This is a genomic window from Micromonospora sp. NPDC048839 (genome assembly GCF_040649915.1).
In the GTDB taxonomy this organism is placed as follows: Bacteria; Actinomycetota; Actinomycetes; order Mycobacteriales; family Micromonosporaceae; genus Micromonospora.
This window is the reverse complement of the sequence record NZ_JBEZGL010000015.1, coordinates 14,646-29,240: the sequence shown is the minus strand read 5'-3', so window position 1 is coordinate 29,240 and position 14,595 is coordinate 14,646. Positions and strand designations below refer to the sequence as shown.

10 protein-coding genes and 1 pseudogene are annotated in these 14,595 nt (G+C 70.2%); 7 read left to right on the top strand and 4 right to left on the bottom strand.

Annotated features, from left to right (window positions below; all coding sequences use genetic code 11):
• The first annotated feature begins 45 nt into the window (after positions 1-45).
• Positions 46-972, top strand: a complete 927-nt coding sequence (locus AB0C25_RS25280; RefSeq protein ID WP_357376708.1) for a 5'-3' exonuclease — start codon at positions 46-48, stop codon at positions 970-972.
• Positions 973-1,132: 160 nt separating this feature from the next.
• Here the strand turns inward: AB0C25_RS25280 and AB0C25_RS25275 are convergent, their stop codons facing one another.
• Both AB0C25_RS25275 and AB0C25_RS25270 read right to left on the bottom strand, forming a co-directional pair.
• The gene (locus AB0C25_RS25275; RefSeq protein WP_357376707.1) at positions 1,133-1,849 is read right to left on the bottom strand and encodes an isocitrate lyase/phosphoenolpyruvate mutase family protein; all 717 of its coding nucleotides are present in this window, start codon (positions 1,847-1,849) and stop codon (positions 1,133-1,135) included.
• A 41-nt stretch (positions 1,850-1,890) separates the two neighbouring features.
• Positions 1,891-2,208 (bottom strand): annotated as a pseudogene (locus AB0C25_RS25270) (GNAT family N-acetyltransferase); the annotation flags it as partial.
• 115 nt (positions 2,209-2,323) lie between these two features.
• Here AB0C25_RS25270 and AB0C25_RS25265 point away from each other — a divergent pair.
• The 3 genes from AB0C25_RS25265 (at position 2,324) to AB0C25_RS25255 (ending at position 6,571) form a co-directional block, all read left to right on the top strand.
• Positions 2,324-3,016 (top strand): DUF1223 domain-containing protein, encoded by a 693-nt coding sequence (locus AB0C25_RS25265; RefSeq protein ID WP_357376706.1) that lies wholly within the window; start codon positions 2,324-2,326, stop codon positions 3,014-3,016.
• Positions 3,017-3,056: 40 nt separating this feature from the next.
• Positions 3,057-3,458, top strand: a complete 402-nt coding sequence (locus tag AB0C25_RS25260) for a hypothetical protein (RefSeq protein WP_357376705.1) — start codon at positions 3,057-3,059, stop codon at positions 3,456-3,458.
• Positions 3,459-3,613: 155 nt separating this feature from the next.
• Positions 3,614-6,571 carry a glycosyl hydrolase gene (locus AB0C25_RS25255; RefSeq protein ID WP_357376704.1) on the top strand — a complete coding sequence of 986 codons (2,958 nt, stop codon included), beginning with the start codon at positions 3,614-3,616 and terminating at the stop codon, positions 6,569-6,571.
• A 90-nt stretch (positions 6,572-6,661) separates the two neighbouring features.
• On the opposite strand, the gene AB0C25_RS25250 is transcribed toward AB0C25_RS25255, so the two are convergent.
• Both AB0C25_RS25250 and AB0C25_RS25245 read right to left on the bottom strand, forming a co-directional pair.
• Positions 6,662-7,999: an endo-1,4-beta-xylanase gene (locus tag AB0C25_RS25250; protein ID WP_357376837.1), complete on the bottom strand. Its 1,338-nt coding sequence runs from the start codon at positions 7,997-7,999 to the stop codon at positions 6,662-6,664.
• 400 nt (positions 8,000-8,399) lie between these two features.
• Positions 8,400-10,184: a family 43 glycosylhydrolase gene (locus tag AB0C25_RS25245; RefSeq protein WP_357376836.1), complete on the bottom strand. Its 1,785-nt coding sequence runs from the start codon at positions 10,182-10,184 to the stop codon at positions 8,400-8,402.
• A 760-nt stretch (positions 10,185-10,944) separates the two neighbouring features.
• Between AB0C25_RS25245 and AB0C25_RS25240 the strand changes: the two genes are divergently transcribed.
• The 3 genes from AB0C25_RS25240 to AB0C25_RS25230 all read left to right on the top strand — a co-directional run bounded on the left by AB0C25_RS25240 (position 10,945) and on the right by AB0C25_RS25230 (position 14,589).
• The gene (locus AB0C25_RS25240) at positions 10,945-11,115 is read left to right on the top strand and encodes a hypothetical protein (RefSeq protein ID WP_357376703.1); all 171 of its coding nucleotides are present in this window, start codon (positions 10,945-10,947) and stop codon (positions 11,113-11,115) included.
• A 37-nt stretch (positions 11,116-11,152) separates the two neighbouring features.
• Entirely contained in the window at positions 11,153-13,489 is a 2,337-nt protein-coding gene (locus tag AB0C25_RS25235) for a beta-L-arabinofuranosidase domain-containing protein (RefSeq protein WP_357376702.1), read from the top strand.
• Positions 13,490-13,650: 161 nt separating this feature from the next.
• Entirely contained in the window at positions 13,651-14,589 is a 939-nt protein-coding gene (locus AB0C25_RS25230; RefSeq protein ID WP_357376701.1) for a superoxide dismutase, read from the top strand.
• Positions 14,590-14,595 lie beyond the last annotated feature (6 nt).

Below are 14,595 nucleotides of genomic sequence, written 5' to 3'. Positions count from 1 at the left end.
CGGGCGTACCCCGGATCGTCGGAGGCTTGTGCCAGGCTGTCCGGCGTGGCACACCAACCCCCGATCCTGCTGATCGACGCAGCCAGCCTCTACTTCCGGGCCTACTTCGGCATCCCGGAGTCCGCCGCCCGCACCGAGGACGGCACCCCGGTCAACGCGGTGCGTGGCTTCCTCGACATGCTCGCCACCCTCATCCGCGGACGCGGCGCCGACCGGATGGTCTGCGCCCTGGACCACGACTGGCGTCCCGCCTGGCGGGTCGATCTGCTGCCCTCCTACAAGGCGCACCGGGTCGCCCCGCAGGGCGGCGAGATCGTTCCGGACACCCTCTCCCCGCAGGTGCCGATGATCCTGGAGGTGCTCGCCGCGGTCGGCATCACCGCTGTCGGGGCGACCGGCTACGAGGCCGACGACGTGCTCGGCACGCTCTCGGTCACCCAGCCGGGCCCGGTCGAGGTGGTCTCCGGCGACCGGGACCTGTTCCAGCTCATCGACGACGCGCGGCCGGTCCGGCTGCTCTACGTCGGGCGCGGCGTCAGCAAGCTCGACGACTGTGACGACGCCGCGGTGCGGGCCCGCTACGGCGTGCCCGCCGACCGGTACGCCGACTTCGCCGCGCTGCGCGGCGACCCCAGCGACGGGTTGCCCGGCGTGGCGGGCGTCGGCGAGAAGACCGCGGCTCGGCTCATCGAACGCTACGGCGACATCGCCGGCATCCTGGCCGCGCTCGACGACTCCGACTCGTCCTTCGCACCGGGCCTGCGCACCAAGCTGGCCGCGGCACGCGACTACCTGGCCGTCGCGCCCACGGTGGTCCGGGTCGCGCTGGACGTGCCGTTGCCGGAGCTGCCCACCGCGCTGCCGACCGCGCCTGTCGATCCGGACCGGCTGCTGGAGCTCGCCGGCCGCTGGAACCTGGCCGGCTCCACCCGCCGACTGGTGGACGCCCTCGCCGCCCGCGCCGACGCCTGACCGCCGAGGCGGCCGCGCCGGACCGCCGACTGCGCCGACCGCCGCCGTGGCTACGCCGGATCGCCGGTGCCCAGGGCCGACCGTCGAGGCGGCTACGCCCGACCGCCGAGGCGGCTACGCCCGACCGCCGAGCGGGGCTGCGCGCCCGACCGGCGAGGTCTCAGGCGCGCAGCCCCGCCGCCAGGTCGCCGATCGCCCCCATGGCGTAGCGCTGCATGCCCGGGCCGAAGGTGATGCGGGTCGCGCCCCGCCGGCCCAGTTCGGCCACGGACTCCCGGTCCGGGTCGGCGGCCATGTTGAGCGGTCCCGTGATGCCCTCCCGCAGCGCCGGGAGCACCTCGAGCGGCGCCAGGATCGGGTAGACGCAGTCAGCACCGGCCGCCACGTAGAGGCGGGCTCGCCCCACCGCGTCGGCCGGGTCGCCCGTCCCGACCAGGAACGTGTCGACGCGCGCGTTGATGAAGAGCGCGTCGCCCGCCTCCGCCCGCACCTCGGCCAACCAGTCCGCGTGCCGCCGCGGATCCGTCAGGGTGCCGTCACCGGCCGAGTCCTCCAGGTTGCAGCCGACGACGCCCGTGTCCAGGAGCCGACCCACCAGCTCGGCGGGGGCGAGGCCGTAACCGCTCTCCACGTCGGCGGAGACCGGAACGGGGACCGCACGGACGATTCGCGCCACTGCCGCGAACATCTCGTCCGGCGGTGTGGCGCCGTCCTCGTAGCCGAGCGAGGCGGCGACCCCGGCGCTCGGGGTCGCGAGTGCCGGGAAACCGGCGTCGGCGAGCACCCGGGCGCTGGCCGCGTCCCAGGGCCCGGGCAGCACGAGTGGGTCGCCGGCGGCACGGTCGTGGTGCAGGGCGCGGAAGGTGGCCACTGTCATCGTTCGGCTCCCAGGGATGAGCAGGTCAGGCCCGTCGAACTCTATTTGATCTTCCGGGTGGAGCGGACCACGATGCCCTCGTACTCCGGGTGCTTGACCAGCCAGTCGGCGAGGAACGGACAGATGGGTACGACAGTCCGCTTCCTGGCCCGCGCGTCGTCCATCACCGTACGGGCCAGGGTCGAGCCGACGCCCTTGCCCTCGAAGGCCGGGTCGACCTCGGTGTGGGTGTAGGCGATGATGCTGCCGGTCAGCTGGTAGGTGACAAACCCGGCGATCGTCCCCGCCTCGTCGCGCGCCTCGAATCGCTCCCGCTCCGGCGCGTCTGTCACGGTGATCTGCATCCGATCATCCAACCACCCGCCCCGCCACCGCTCACCGCGCGGCCGAGGTCAGGTGACGCCGCGCGCATTGTCCCGGCGGTAACGGGAAACGCACCGCCGCCGGTCGAGACGTCGGGAGGAGGCGTGCCAGGTGACGAACCCGTCGACAGACCTCGGCTTCGCCGTCGTGGAGATGTTCACCTCGCAGGGCTGCTCAAGCTGCCCTCCCGCGGAGGAGGTGCTGACCGAGATCGAGCGTGACGCCCGGGATCGGGGACAGCCGGTCTTCGCCCTCGGATTTCACGTCGACTACTGGGACGACCTGGGCTGGCCCGACCGTTTCGCGGACGCGGCGTACACCGCACGGCAGGAGGCGTACGCCCGCGCCTATGGCACCGGGCGTCTGTACACACCGCAGATGGTCGTCAACGGCACCGTCGAGTTCGTCGGATCGGACCGGCGGCGTGCGGCGGGCGCGATCGCGTCCGCCCTGGCGTCGAGCGCCACCACAGCGGTCACGCTCCGGGCGGAGGACCTCGGCGGGCGGGTGGCGGTGGACTACCAGAGCGCGCCGCCGCCGGAGGGCGCGGTGCTGCACGTGGCGATCGTGGAACGTGGCCTGGACAGCGAGATCGCCCGGGGGGAGAACGCCGGGCGGACGCTGCGACAGGACAACGTCGTCCGCGCCTTCACGTCTGTGGACCTACGTGCCGAGCGGGGACGGGTGGAGGTGGCGACACCACCCGATCTCGATCCGCGCGCGGCCGCTGTGGTCGGCTACGTGCAGGAGGACGGTCACCGGGGTGTCCTCGGCGCCACCGCCGTCGACCTGTCCACCGCGTAATCTCGGCACATGCTGATCGCGTGTGGTGCGGGGGGCCTCGGTGGCTGACGCCGACGACGTACGCCGGGTGGCGCTGGCCCTGCCGCACACGGTGGAGATCCCCAGTGACGGCTTCGACTTCCGGGTGGCCGACAAGGGCTTCATCTGGTCCTACCCGGAGCGCGTCCCCGGACAGCCCCGGGTGATCCGACTCGACATCGCCGTGCTGTTCGTCGGCGACGAGGCCGAGAAGCAGGCGCTCCTGCTCGGCGAACCCGACCTCTTCTTCACCACGCCCGGCTACGCCGGACTGCCCCTGGTGCTGGTGCGACTGGCGGCGGTCGACTTCGAGCGCCTGAGCGAGCTGGTGACGGATGCCTGGCGGATGCGCGCGCCGGAGGCAATGCTGAGCGACCTCGACGTATCTGACGGGTCGGTCATTGCGAGAAGTGTTGGTAAATAGCGACATCAGCACGCAACGGGTTTGACACATTGACGGGGATCTAGGTGCTCCACTACCGTTGCCGTGAGAGCGCTCTCTCGCCTGACCTTCTCCCTAATTCAGACGCAACGCGTCGGACCCGGCACCTGCCGCACCCGGCGCGCGATGGAGGCACCATGAAACCTCCCGCCCCCCACCGCCGCTGGGCCCTGGCCATCGCGACCGCCCTGGCCCTGGTCGTCGGCGGTCTCACGATCCCCGTCACCCGCGCCGCCGAGGCCGCACCTGTCGGCGCCGGCAGCTACACCACCACCCCGGTCGGCGCGCTCCCCAGCGGCTGCGGCGCGATGGCCAGCAACCCCCGGCAGTTCGCCACCGCCAACGCGCCCGCCGGACCGATCCCCACGAACGACTGGTGGTCCTCGCTGCTGTGGAAGCGCACCGACTGCTCCTTCAGCGAACCACTGCACGCCCACCCGATCTCGTACGACACCTTCACCGACGGCCTGGGCTTCTCCGCCAACTCCACGCCCACCATCAGCGGCACCGCGACCGGCGTCGGTGAATACCACTACCCCTACGTGCAGGACATCCGGGTCGGCGTGGCCGGGCTCGGCGCACCCCAGGTCAGGGTGGACGGCTGGACCGACTGGACGGTCAGCCCACACTGGAGCGACGGCACCCGCACCATGCGCGCCACCATCGGCCACGGGCTGCCCTTCGCGTACTTCCAGACCACCGGCGGAGACGCGGTGATCGGCACCGCCGGCACCCCCGACGTGTGGTCCGCCAGCGGCGCCACCATCGGGTTCCGGGTCAACGGGCACGACTACGTCGCGTACGCGCCCAGTGGGGCCAGCTGGACCGTCGCCGGTGGCCGGATCTCGTCCACCCTCGCCGGTCGGGGCTACTTCTCGGTGGCCCTGCTGCCGCCGACGTCCAGCGCCACGGAGCGCGCCGATCTGGCCGCGACCTACGGCCGCTACGCACACGCCCACGTGACCGGCACCCAGGTGTCGTACGCGTACAACCCGGCGACCAGCGGCCTGACCACCACGTACGCGTTCACCACGACCGCCCGGGAGGGCTCCGCCACGCAGACCGTGGTCAGCCTCTACCCGCACCAGTGGAAGTCGCTGAGCGGGTCCACCGCCATCACCCCGACCTACCCGTCGGCGCGCGGCCGGATGAAGGTGCTCACCGGCGTCAACCAGTTCCGCACCGCCATGACGTTCCAGGGCGTCCTGCCGGAGTTGCCGGCCGTCGGCGACGGCAGCGGAAGCGATCTGGCCACGTTGAACAGCCAGCTCACGGCCACCCGCGCGAACCCGATGGACCAGCGCGGCAACGACACGTACTGGACCGGCAAGGGGCTCGGCCGGGCCGCGCGGATCGCCGAGATCGCCGACCAGGTCAACGACACCACGACGCGCGACAGCGCGCTGAACGCGATCCGCGGCACGCTCACCGACTGGTTCACCGCGTCCAGCGGCAAGACCAGCCGGGTCTTCTACTACGACAACAACTGGGGCACCCTGATCGGCTATCCGGCGTCGTACGGCTCCGACCAGGAACTCAACGACCACCACTTCCACTACGGCTACTTCATCGCCGCCGCCGCCACGCTCGCCAAGTTCGACCCGACGTGGGCCACCGCCAGCCGCTACGGCGGGATGGTGGACCTGCTGATCCGCGACGCCAACAACTACCAGCGCGGCGACACCCGCTTCCCCTACCTGCGGGACTTCGACATCTACGCCGGCCACGACTGGGCGTCCGGGCACGGCTCGTTCGGCTCCGGAAACAACCAGGAGTCCTCGTCCGAGGGAATGAACTTCGCCAACGCCCTGATCCAGTGGGGGCAGGTCACCGGCAACACCGCCGTCCGTGACGCCGGTGTCTTCCTCTACACCACGCAGGCCGCCGCCATCCAGGAATACTGGTTCGACTCCAGCGACCAGAACTTCCCCGCCGCCTTCGGGCACTCCACGGTCGGCATGGTCTGGGGCGACGGCGGCGCGTACGCCACCTGGTTCAGCGGCGAACCGGAGATGATCCAGGGCATCAACCTGCTGCCGGTCACCGGCGGACACCTCTACCTGGGCAACAACCCGGCGTACGTGCGGACCAACTACGCCGAACTGGTCCGCAACAACGGCGGGCAACCGACGGTGTGGCAGGACATCCTCTGGCAGTTCCAGGCCCTCGGTGACCCCGACGCGGCGCTGGCGAACCTCCGCGCGAACCCCGGCTACACCCCGGAGGAGGGCGAGAGCCGGGCACACACCTTCCACTGGATCCGCAACCTCGCGGCCCTCGGGTCCGTCGACACGACGGTGACCGGCAACCACCCGCTGTCGGCGGTGTTCTCGCGCAACGGGGCACGCACCTACGTGGCCTCGAACCCGACCGCCGCGCCGATCACCGTGACGTTCTCCAACGGCACCAGACTCACCGTGGCGGCGGGCCGGACGGCAACCACCGGGGCGTACACCTGGAGTGGCGGCAACGCGTCCGGCGGCGTACCGCCGACCACCCCACCCACGACCGCGCCACCGACCACGGCCCCACCCACGACGGCGCCACCGACCACGGCCCCACCCACGACGGCGCCACCGACCACGGCCCCACCCACGACGGCGCCACCGACCACCGCGCCGCCGACGACGGGCGGTCCCACCCGGTACCTGCTGCCCGGGGGCGGGTTGGGCGCGGCCGGTAGCGCGGCCACGACGACGGTCGCGGCAGCCAACGGCAACCACGACGGTACGCCCACCAACGCCCAGGTCTTCACGGCGACCGGCCTGAACCTCGCCTACTCCGGCGGGCAGACCGCGTTCGACCTGTTCGTGGATGCCGGGACGGCGGTCGGCAACGGTGTGCAGGTGCGGATCTCCTACGACCTCACCGGCAACGGCAGTTGGGAACGGGTGGAGACCCTGCGTTACTTCGCCACCGACCCGGTCCCCGGCTACGAGCGCTACACCCAGAGCACCGGCCTGGCCTCGGCCACCGGCACGTTGGGCACGCTGAGCAACGGCACGGTCCGGGTGGAGATCTGGTCGGCGATCGGCAACAACCCCAGCACCGTGGGCATCGGCAACCAGTCGGTGGTGCGGCTGCCGTACTCCTGATCGGCTCGTGCATCGCGAACGGCCGGTGTACGGGACCAGGAACGGTCCCGCACACCGGCCGACGGGGACGGGTCGGTCAGTCGTGCTCGGTCAGGAGGCGGTGCAGGTGGGCGTCATGCCAGCCCCGCTGCCGGTGCCCTGGAAGCCGAACTCGGTGACCTGGCCGGCGCCGAGCCGGCCGTTGTAGTTGACGTTGGCGAACCGCACCGTGCCGGTGGAACCACTGGCCGTCGCACTCCAGGTGTTGGTGACACTCGCACCACCGGGCAGCGTGACGCTGACGTTCCAGCCGTTCGTGCCGGCCGCGCCGGCGGTGACCTTGACGCTGGCCACGAAACCACCGGTCCACGAGTTCAGTGACACCGATGCCGTGCAACCACCCGGCGGAGGGGTCGTCGGCGGAGGAGTCGTGGGCGACGGGCTCGTCGGCGGAGGGCTCGTCGGCCCCGGGGTCGTCGGCCCCGGCGTCGTGGGCGACGGGGTGATGCCCGGGCCGGCGTTGAGGGCGTTCAGGGTGCTCGTGTACGCGGCCTTCTTGTTGCCGCTGCACTCGAAGAGCAGGGCGTTGTCCGACCCACGCCACGAGTCACAGTCGCGCACACCCCACGTCGTGATACCCGTGCACCGCGAGACGTTCATGCACGCGCGGGTGACCCCGGCGTAGATGTTGGCCTGGTTGCCACCACCCATCACGTCCAGCTCGGTGATCTGCACGTCCACGTCGAGATCGGCGAAACGCTGCAGGTTCGCCTGGTAGTCACCGGACAACGACGTGCCCAGGTGCGACTGGAACCCCACACAGTCGATCGGCACACCACGGGACTTGAAGTCCCGCACCATGTTGTAGATCCCGGTCGACTTCGCGTTGATCCCATCGGTGTTGTAGTCGTTGTAACACAACTTCGCACCCGGATCCGCCGCCCGCGCCGCCCTAAACGCCGCCTCGATCCAGTCATTACCCGTGCGCTGCAGGTTCGAGTCACGCCGCGCACCACTGTTACCGTCGGCGAACGCCTCGTTCACCACGTCCCACGAATGGATCTTGCCCTTGAAGTGGGTCGCGACCTGCGTGACGTGGTTCATCATCGCGCTACGCAACGCGCTACCGGACATGTTCTGCGCCCAGCCGGGCTGCTGCTGATACCACAACAGCGCGTGGCCCCGCACACTCTGACCGTTGGCCTGCGCATGCGCGACCAACCGGTCACCACCGGTGTAGTTGAACCGACCCTGCTGCGGCTCGGTCGCGTCCCACTTCATGTCGTTCTCAGCCACGACACTGTTGAACTCGCGGTTCAGAATCGTCACGTACGCGCTGTCGGAAAGCTTCTGCCCCGCGACGGCCGCGCCGAAGTAGCGACCCTTCTCGGCCGCCGACGCCTTCAGGGTCGTGCCGGCACTGGCCGTGGAGGTCAGCGTCATCGTCATTCCGGCGGCGAGTGCGCCGGTGGCAGCGACGGTCACCGCCAATCGCAGGACTCTCTTGTGATTCATGCGAATTCCTTGTCTGTGGTGGTTCGGTGATGGAGACGGGTCGGCTCGCGGTGGCGACACCAGGACGAACGAGAGCCCGGTCGCCAGCACGGCACCGGTGGTGGGAGACCCCGACACGACGTCCGGCATGCCCTGGGCGGACGTTGTGCTCCGAGGTGCGACCAGCAGGCTCGCCCGGTGAACCACAGGTGCGGCCGCCCTCAAACATCGACTGTGAGCGATAACATGCCGTTCGTCAAGTCGTAACGATCCGCCGTCGCGGGCGGGCCGCTCCGGTCATCCCGGCCGGGGCTGTGCTGCCGGAGCCGTCCGCAGACGGCTCCGGCAGCACACGTCACTGGAACGAGGCGTCGTCGACGAGGAGGCCGTCGGTGCCCGCCGCCGTCTCGACGTAGAAGGTCGCATTGGACAGCGTGCCGCTCCACGACACGGTCGTCGTGCCGGTGAGCAGGGTCCAGCCGTTGGCGTTCACCCCCGCGGCCGGGGTGAGCTGGACGAAGTTCGTCGTACCGTTCGCGGTCAGCGACAGGGTCGCCTTGGCCGACGGCGTGCCGCTCTGCGCCCGTACCCAGACGTTCGTGGTGTAGCTCTTGCCGTTGGTGAGCTTCGAGGTGACGTCCTGGCCGGGGCCGTTCCACGCCCCGGTCCGGCCGGTGATCGACAGCGACCCGCTGCCGCCGTGGGCGACCGACGTGTTCCGGGAGAGCGTCCCGCTGCCGTGCACACCCCAGCCGGTCGTGCCGTTCTCCACGTCACCGTTGGTGAGCACTGTGCCGCTGCCGCCGGTGCCGCCGAACTGCCACCAGTTGATGTTGAACAGGTTGCCGCTGCCGCCGGCGAAGCGGAGGTACAGGTCGTGGGTGCCGGTGGCGCCGTTGACCGCGCAGGTGCTGCTGGTCCAGGTCTGCCAGCCGCCCGTGCCGCCCACGGTGCAGGTGCCGACGACCGGGCCGCTGGCACTGTCGAGGCGGACCTCGATACGCCCACCGCTGGTGGCCGAGGCGACCCGGGCGGTGAACGACGTCGCGCCCGCGCCGAACGCGACGCCCTTGACCTTGACGTAGTCGCCGTTCTCGATCCACCCGACGTTCACACCGCCCTCGCTGGCGACCTCCGTCTCGATCCCCGAGCCCCACGCGATCGTCTCGGCCTCCTGGCGCACGTACGGGTTCAGCGTCCCCACCTGCGGCGCGCCGGTCGTGCTCATCGTGATCGTCGGGAACATTCCGGTGGAGGTGTAGGAGAACCTCTCCACCGCCACCGACCGGGTGTAACCACTCCCACCGGGCAACGCCCCGTTGTGATAGAAGAAGTACGAGCCACCGTTGAAGTCGACGACCCCGGCGTGATTGGTGAAGCTGGCGCCCTGCCGCGGCATGATCGTCCCCCGGTACGTCCACGGCCCGGTCGGACCGGGAGCCGTCGAGTACGCGATGAACTCCGAACAACACTCCGCCGCGAACACGTTGTAGTACAACCCGCCGCGCTTGAACACCCACGGCCCCTCCTCGTACAGCGTCGGCCGACTCGCGTTCCCCGTCCGGGTGCCGAACCCCGCGGTGGTCAACGGAATCCGCGTCACGCTGCCCGAGTAGGAGATCATGTCCGCGTTCAACCGCACGTACCACAGACCCGGATTACCCCAGTACAGGTACGCCTGGCCGTCGTCATCGACGAACACGTTCGGGTCGATCTCGTTGTTGCCCACCAGGGGCCGCCCGAGCGCGTCCCGGAACGGCCCGGTCGGGCTGTCCGCCACGCCGACGCCGATGACCATCTGTCCGTTCGACCGCTGCCGGACCGGCACGTACCAGTAGAACTTCCCGTTGCGCGCGACCACGTGACCGGCCCACGCGTTGGCATCCGCCCAGGCGAACGTCGCCAGACTCATCGGCGATCCATGATCGGTCCAGTTCACCATGTCCGCCGACGAGAACACCCGCCAGTCACGCATCGTGAAGTACGTCGACCCGTCCTCGTCATGACCCGTGTACAGATACACCCGGCCGTTGTGGACCATCGGGGCCGGATCAGCGGTGTACACGTGCTGGACGATCGGATTGTCCGCCGTGGCGGCGCTGGCCGGGGCCAGTGCGAGGACGCAGACGAGGCTCGCCAGCCAGGCGACGGCACGCCTGAGCCCGTGGGTGGTGGGGGTGGTGGTGGCTCGAGTTCTCACCTTCACGATTACTCCCGGAGAGAGTGCGCTGTGCGCGAGGTCCGCGTCGAGTCGACGAGTCACCGCCACCCGGGTTGCCGGTCGAACGAGCTGCACCATGCGCGTGGGACGGAGCATGGGCGGCACCCGTGTTAGCGCTAACAGATCTTCGTCGATGCCTTCCTTGACGGTTGACCTGGACTTTTGGGCGATGCGGAGCGCCCGTCGTAACGACATCGCCGCAAGGATGTAGCGACGATGACATCCAAGATTTACGATGCAACGTACTGAGCTGTGCAGCCGACGTCAACGGGGGCGGTCGCCGCCCGCCGGCATCGACTGCCCGTTACGCGCTGTTATCTTCTGGTGGCCAGAAGCCCCATCCGTGTCCATTCCGGACCGACGGCGATCCCCTCGACCGTCGCCGACCAGCGTCCACGGCGCGCCACCTCCGAGCCGAGGCGGCGGGGTGATCGGCGCGGGGCACTCGGGGGTTGCGGGCGTGTTAACGACCAACTATGTTAGCGATCACATCGATGTGCCGCGATAGGCCTCCGGGCAGCCCATCGCGTCCACGGCGACCCTGCTCCACCACCACCGCACCCGCCGTGCGTGTTTCCGCTGACGACCCGCCGCCATCGATGCGCCGCCACCAGCCGGCCCCCGACCACCGCTCGGGCGGCCACCACACCCGTCCCGCGCCTCGGAAAGGTCGCCTACCGTGCCGCTGACTCGACGCACTTTCACCCAGGACGCTCGGTCCACCGCCAGCGGCGCACCGAGTCTTGCGAGCGCCGCCGTCGCCGCGCCGACGACCGCCGGCACCGACGCGCACCGCGGCAGCTCACGCGCCGCCGACCGCCAGCACGCCACCGTTCGCACCACCCCGTAGCGCACCCGTCCCCGTACCGAATTTCCTGGAGGTTCCCATGCCATCCCTGCCCCTCAGCCGCCGCCACCTCCTTCAGGCCGCCGGTGCCACCGCGGTGGTCTCCGCGGCCGGCACCACCCTCGTCGCCGGCAGCGCCGCGGCCGCCGTGGTCCCGCCGGCCCGGGCGGACATCGGCGTCTCGGCGTACGCGTTCGACCTCGGTCAGGTGCGGCTGACCTCCGGCCGTTGGATGGACAACCAGTCGCGGACGCTCAACTACCTGCGGTTCGTCGACGTCGACCGGATGCTCTACAACTTCCGCGCCAACCACCGGCTGTCCACGAACGGCGCCGCCACCAACGGGGGCTGGGACGCGCCGAACTTCCCGTTCCGGACCCACATGCAGGGCCACTTCCTCAGCGCGTGGGCGTACGCGTACGCGGTGCTGGGCGACACCACCTGCCGGGACAAGGCGAACTACATGGTCGCCGAGTTGGCCAAGTGCCAGGCGAACAACGGTGCCGCGGGCTTCAGCGCGGGCTACCTCTCCGGCTTCCCGGAGTCCGACATCGCCGCGGTCGAGGCACGAACGCTGTCCAACGGCAACGTGCCCTACTACTGCATCCACAAGACCCTCGCCGGGCTGCTCGACGTCTGGCGCTACATCGGCAACACGCAGGCCCGTACGGTGCTGCTGTCCCTCGCCGGCTGGGTCGACACCCGGACGTCGCGGCTGAGCTACAGCCAGATGCAGTCGATGCTGGGCACCGAGTTCGGGGGCATGAACGACGTGCTCGCCGACATCTACCAGATGACCGGCGACAGCCGGTGGCTCGCCACCGCGCAGCGGTTCGACCACGCCGGCATCTTCGACCCGCTGGCCTCCGGCCAGGACCAGCTCAACGGCAAGCACGCCAACACGCAGGTGCCCAAGTGGATCGGCGCCGCCCGGGAGTTCAAGGCCACCGGGACCACCCGTTACCGGAGCATCGCCAGCAACGCGTGGAACATCACCGTCGGCGCGCACACCTACGTCATCGGCGGCAACAGCCAGGCGGAGCACTTCCGGCCGCCGAACGCGATCGCCGGCTACCTCACCAACGACACCTGCGAACAGTGCAACACGTACAACATGCTCAAACTGACCCGGGAGCTGTGGCTGCTCGACCCGAACCGGGCCGACTACTTCGACTACTACGAGCGCGCGCTGATGAACCACCTGATCGGCGGACAGAACTCGGCCGACAGCCGCGGCCACATTACCTACTTCACCCCGCTGCGGCCGGGTGGTCGTCGCGGCGTGGGCCCGGCGTGGGGTGGCGGCACCTGGAGCACCGACTACAACTCGTTCTGGTGCTGCCAGGGCACCGGCCTGGAGATCAACACGAGGTTGATGGACTCCATCTACTTCTACAACGGCACGACGCTGAGCGTGAACCTGTTCACGCCGTCGGTGCTGAACTGGACCCAGCGCGGCATCACGGTCACCCAGACCACCAGCTTCCCGGTCAGTGACACCACCACGCTGACCCTGTCCGGCTCGATGAGCGGCTCCTGGAGCATCCGGGTGCGGATCCCGTCCTGGACCAGCGGTGCGACGATCGCGGTCAACGGCACGGTGGAGAACGTCACCGCCACCCCGGGCAGCTACGCCACGGTCACGCGCACCTGGGCCGCGGGCGACACCATCACCGTGCGGCTGCCCATGCAGGTAGCCATCAAGGCCGCCAACGACAACGCCAACGTCGGCGCGGTCACGTACGGCCCCACGGTGCTGGCCGGCAACTACGGCAACACGGCGCTGAGCACCCTGCCCACCCTCACCGTCTCCTCGATCACCCGGACCAGCACCAGTTCGCTGGCGTTCACCGCCACCGCCAACGGGTCCACGGTGAACCTCGCCCCCTTCTACGACGCCCACGGCTACAACTACACGGTCTACTGGAACACCAGCGGCAGCGGCGGTGGCCCCACCGGCAGCTACCGCCTGGTCAACGTCGGCACCGGGCTGGTCCTCGGTGTCCAGAACATGTCCACCGCCGACGGCGGCCTGGCCGTGCAGTGGAGCGACAGCGGCACCGCCGACCACAACTGGGTGGTCGTGACCGACGGCAACGCGGTCCGGTTCCGCAACGCCCACAGCAACAAGGTGCTGGGTGTGGAGAACATGTCCACCGCCGACAACGCCCGGGTCCTGCAGTGGGCGGACAACGGCACCGCCGACCACAGGTGGATCCTCGTCGACAACGGCGACGGCACCTACAAGATCCGCAACGTCAACAGCAACAAGCTGCTCGCCATCCTGAACGGGTCGACCGCGATGGGTGCGCAGGCCGTGCAGGATTCGGACAACGGCAGCGCGGACAACCGCTGGCGGCTGGTCCGCAACGCCTGACGATCCGCCCAGCTCGCCGGCTCGCCGGCGCGGTCACCCCGAGGACCGCGCCGGCGACGCCGGGCGAGCGGGCGGCGGCGGTCGTACAGTGGCAGGGTCCTGGCCCCAGTGATCGTGGCGGATGTGTCGGCTCGTGCCACCGTCCGCCCGGAAGGAGCACAGTGAACCGACCTCTTCGGGCCGCGCTCGGCGGTGCCCTGACCGCCGCCCTCCTGACCTGCGTCGCCGTCGCCCCCGCGCAGGCACACCCCGCCGGGCGGCTGCCCACCGTCCTCGACCTGCCCGACGGGTTCGCACCCGAGGGCATCGCCACCGCCGGCCGGTACGCGTACTTCGGCTCCCGCGCCACCGGCGCCATCCAGCGCGTCGACCTGGTCACCGGCCGGAGCACGACGATCGGCGCACCCACCGGCACCCCGTCACTCGGCCTCAAGATCGACCCGCGCGGCCGGCTCTTCGTCGCCGGGGGCACCGCCGGCGACGCCCGCGTGCTCGACACCCGCACCGGCGAGGTGCTGGCGCGCTACCAGTTCGCCACCACCCCGACGTTCGTCAACGACGTCATCCTGACCCACGACGCCGCGTACTTCACCGACTCCAACCGGCCGGTGCTCTATCGGCTGCCGCTCGGTCGTGGCGGCGCCCTGCCGCCCGCCGACAGCTTCACCACCATCGCCCTGACCGGGGCGTACGAGCAGGTCGGCACCGGTGTGAACCTCAACGGCATCACCACCACACCGGACGGCAGTGCGCTGATCGTCGTGCAGTCCAACACCGGGACGCTGTACCGGGTCGACCCGGCGACCGGCGCGACCACCGTCGTGGACGTGCCCGGCTACACCTTCACCAACGGCGACGGGCTGCTGCTGCGCGGGCGCACGCTCTACGTCGTGCAGAACAGCCTCAACCAGATCGCGGTGACCACGCTGAACTCAGCGGGCACCAGGGGCACGGTCACCGGCACCATCACCGACCCGAACTTCGACGTGCCCACCACCGTCGCCGAGGCGTTGGGCCGGCTCTACCTGCCCAACGGCCGCTTCACCACGCCACCGACCCCGACCACGCCGTACACGGTCGTCGCGGTCCGCACCCGCTGAGGTGGG

Coding starts and splice junctions, on each gene's coding strand:
- AB0C25_RS25250 (WP_357376837.1), bottom strand. CDS start 7,999: ATGACGATGACGCTGACCTCCACGGCCAGTGCCGGCACGACCCTGAAG.
- AB0C25_RS25275 (WP_357376707.1), bottom strand. CDS start 1,849: ATGACAGTGGCCACCTTCCGCGCCCTGCACCACGACCGTGCCGCCGGC.
- AB0C25_RS25255 (WP_357376704.1), top strand. CDS start 3,614: ATGAAACCTCCCGCCCCCCACCGCCGCTGGGCCCTGGCCATCGCGACC.
- AB0C25_RS25235 (WP_357376702.1), top strand. CDS start 11,153: ATGCCATCCCTGCCCCTCAGCCGCCGCCACCTCCTTCAGGCCGCCGGT.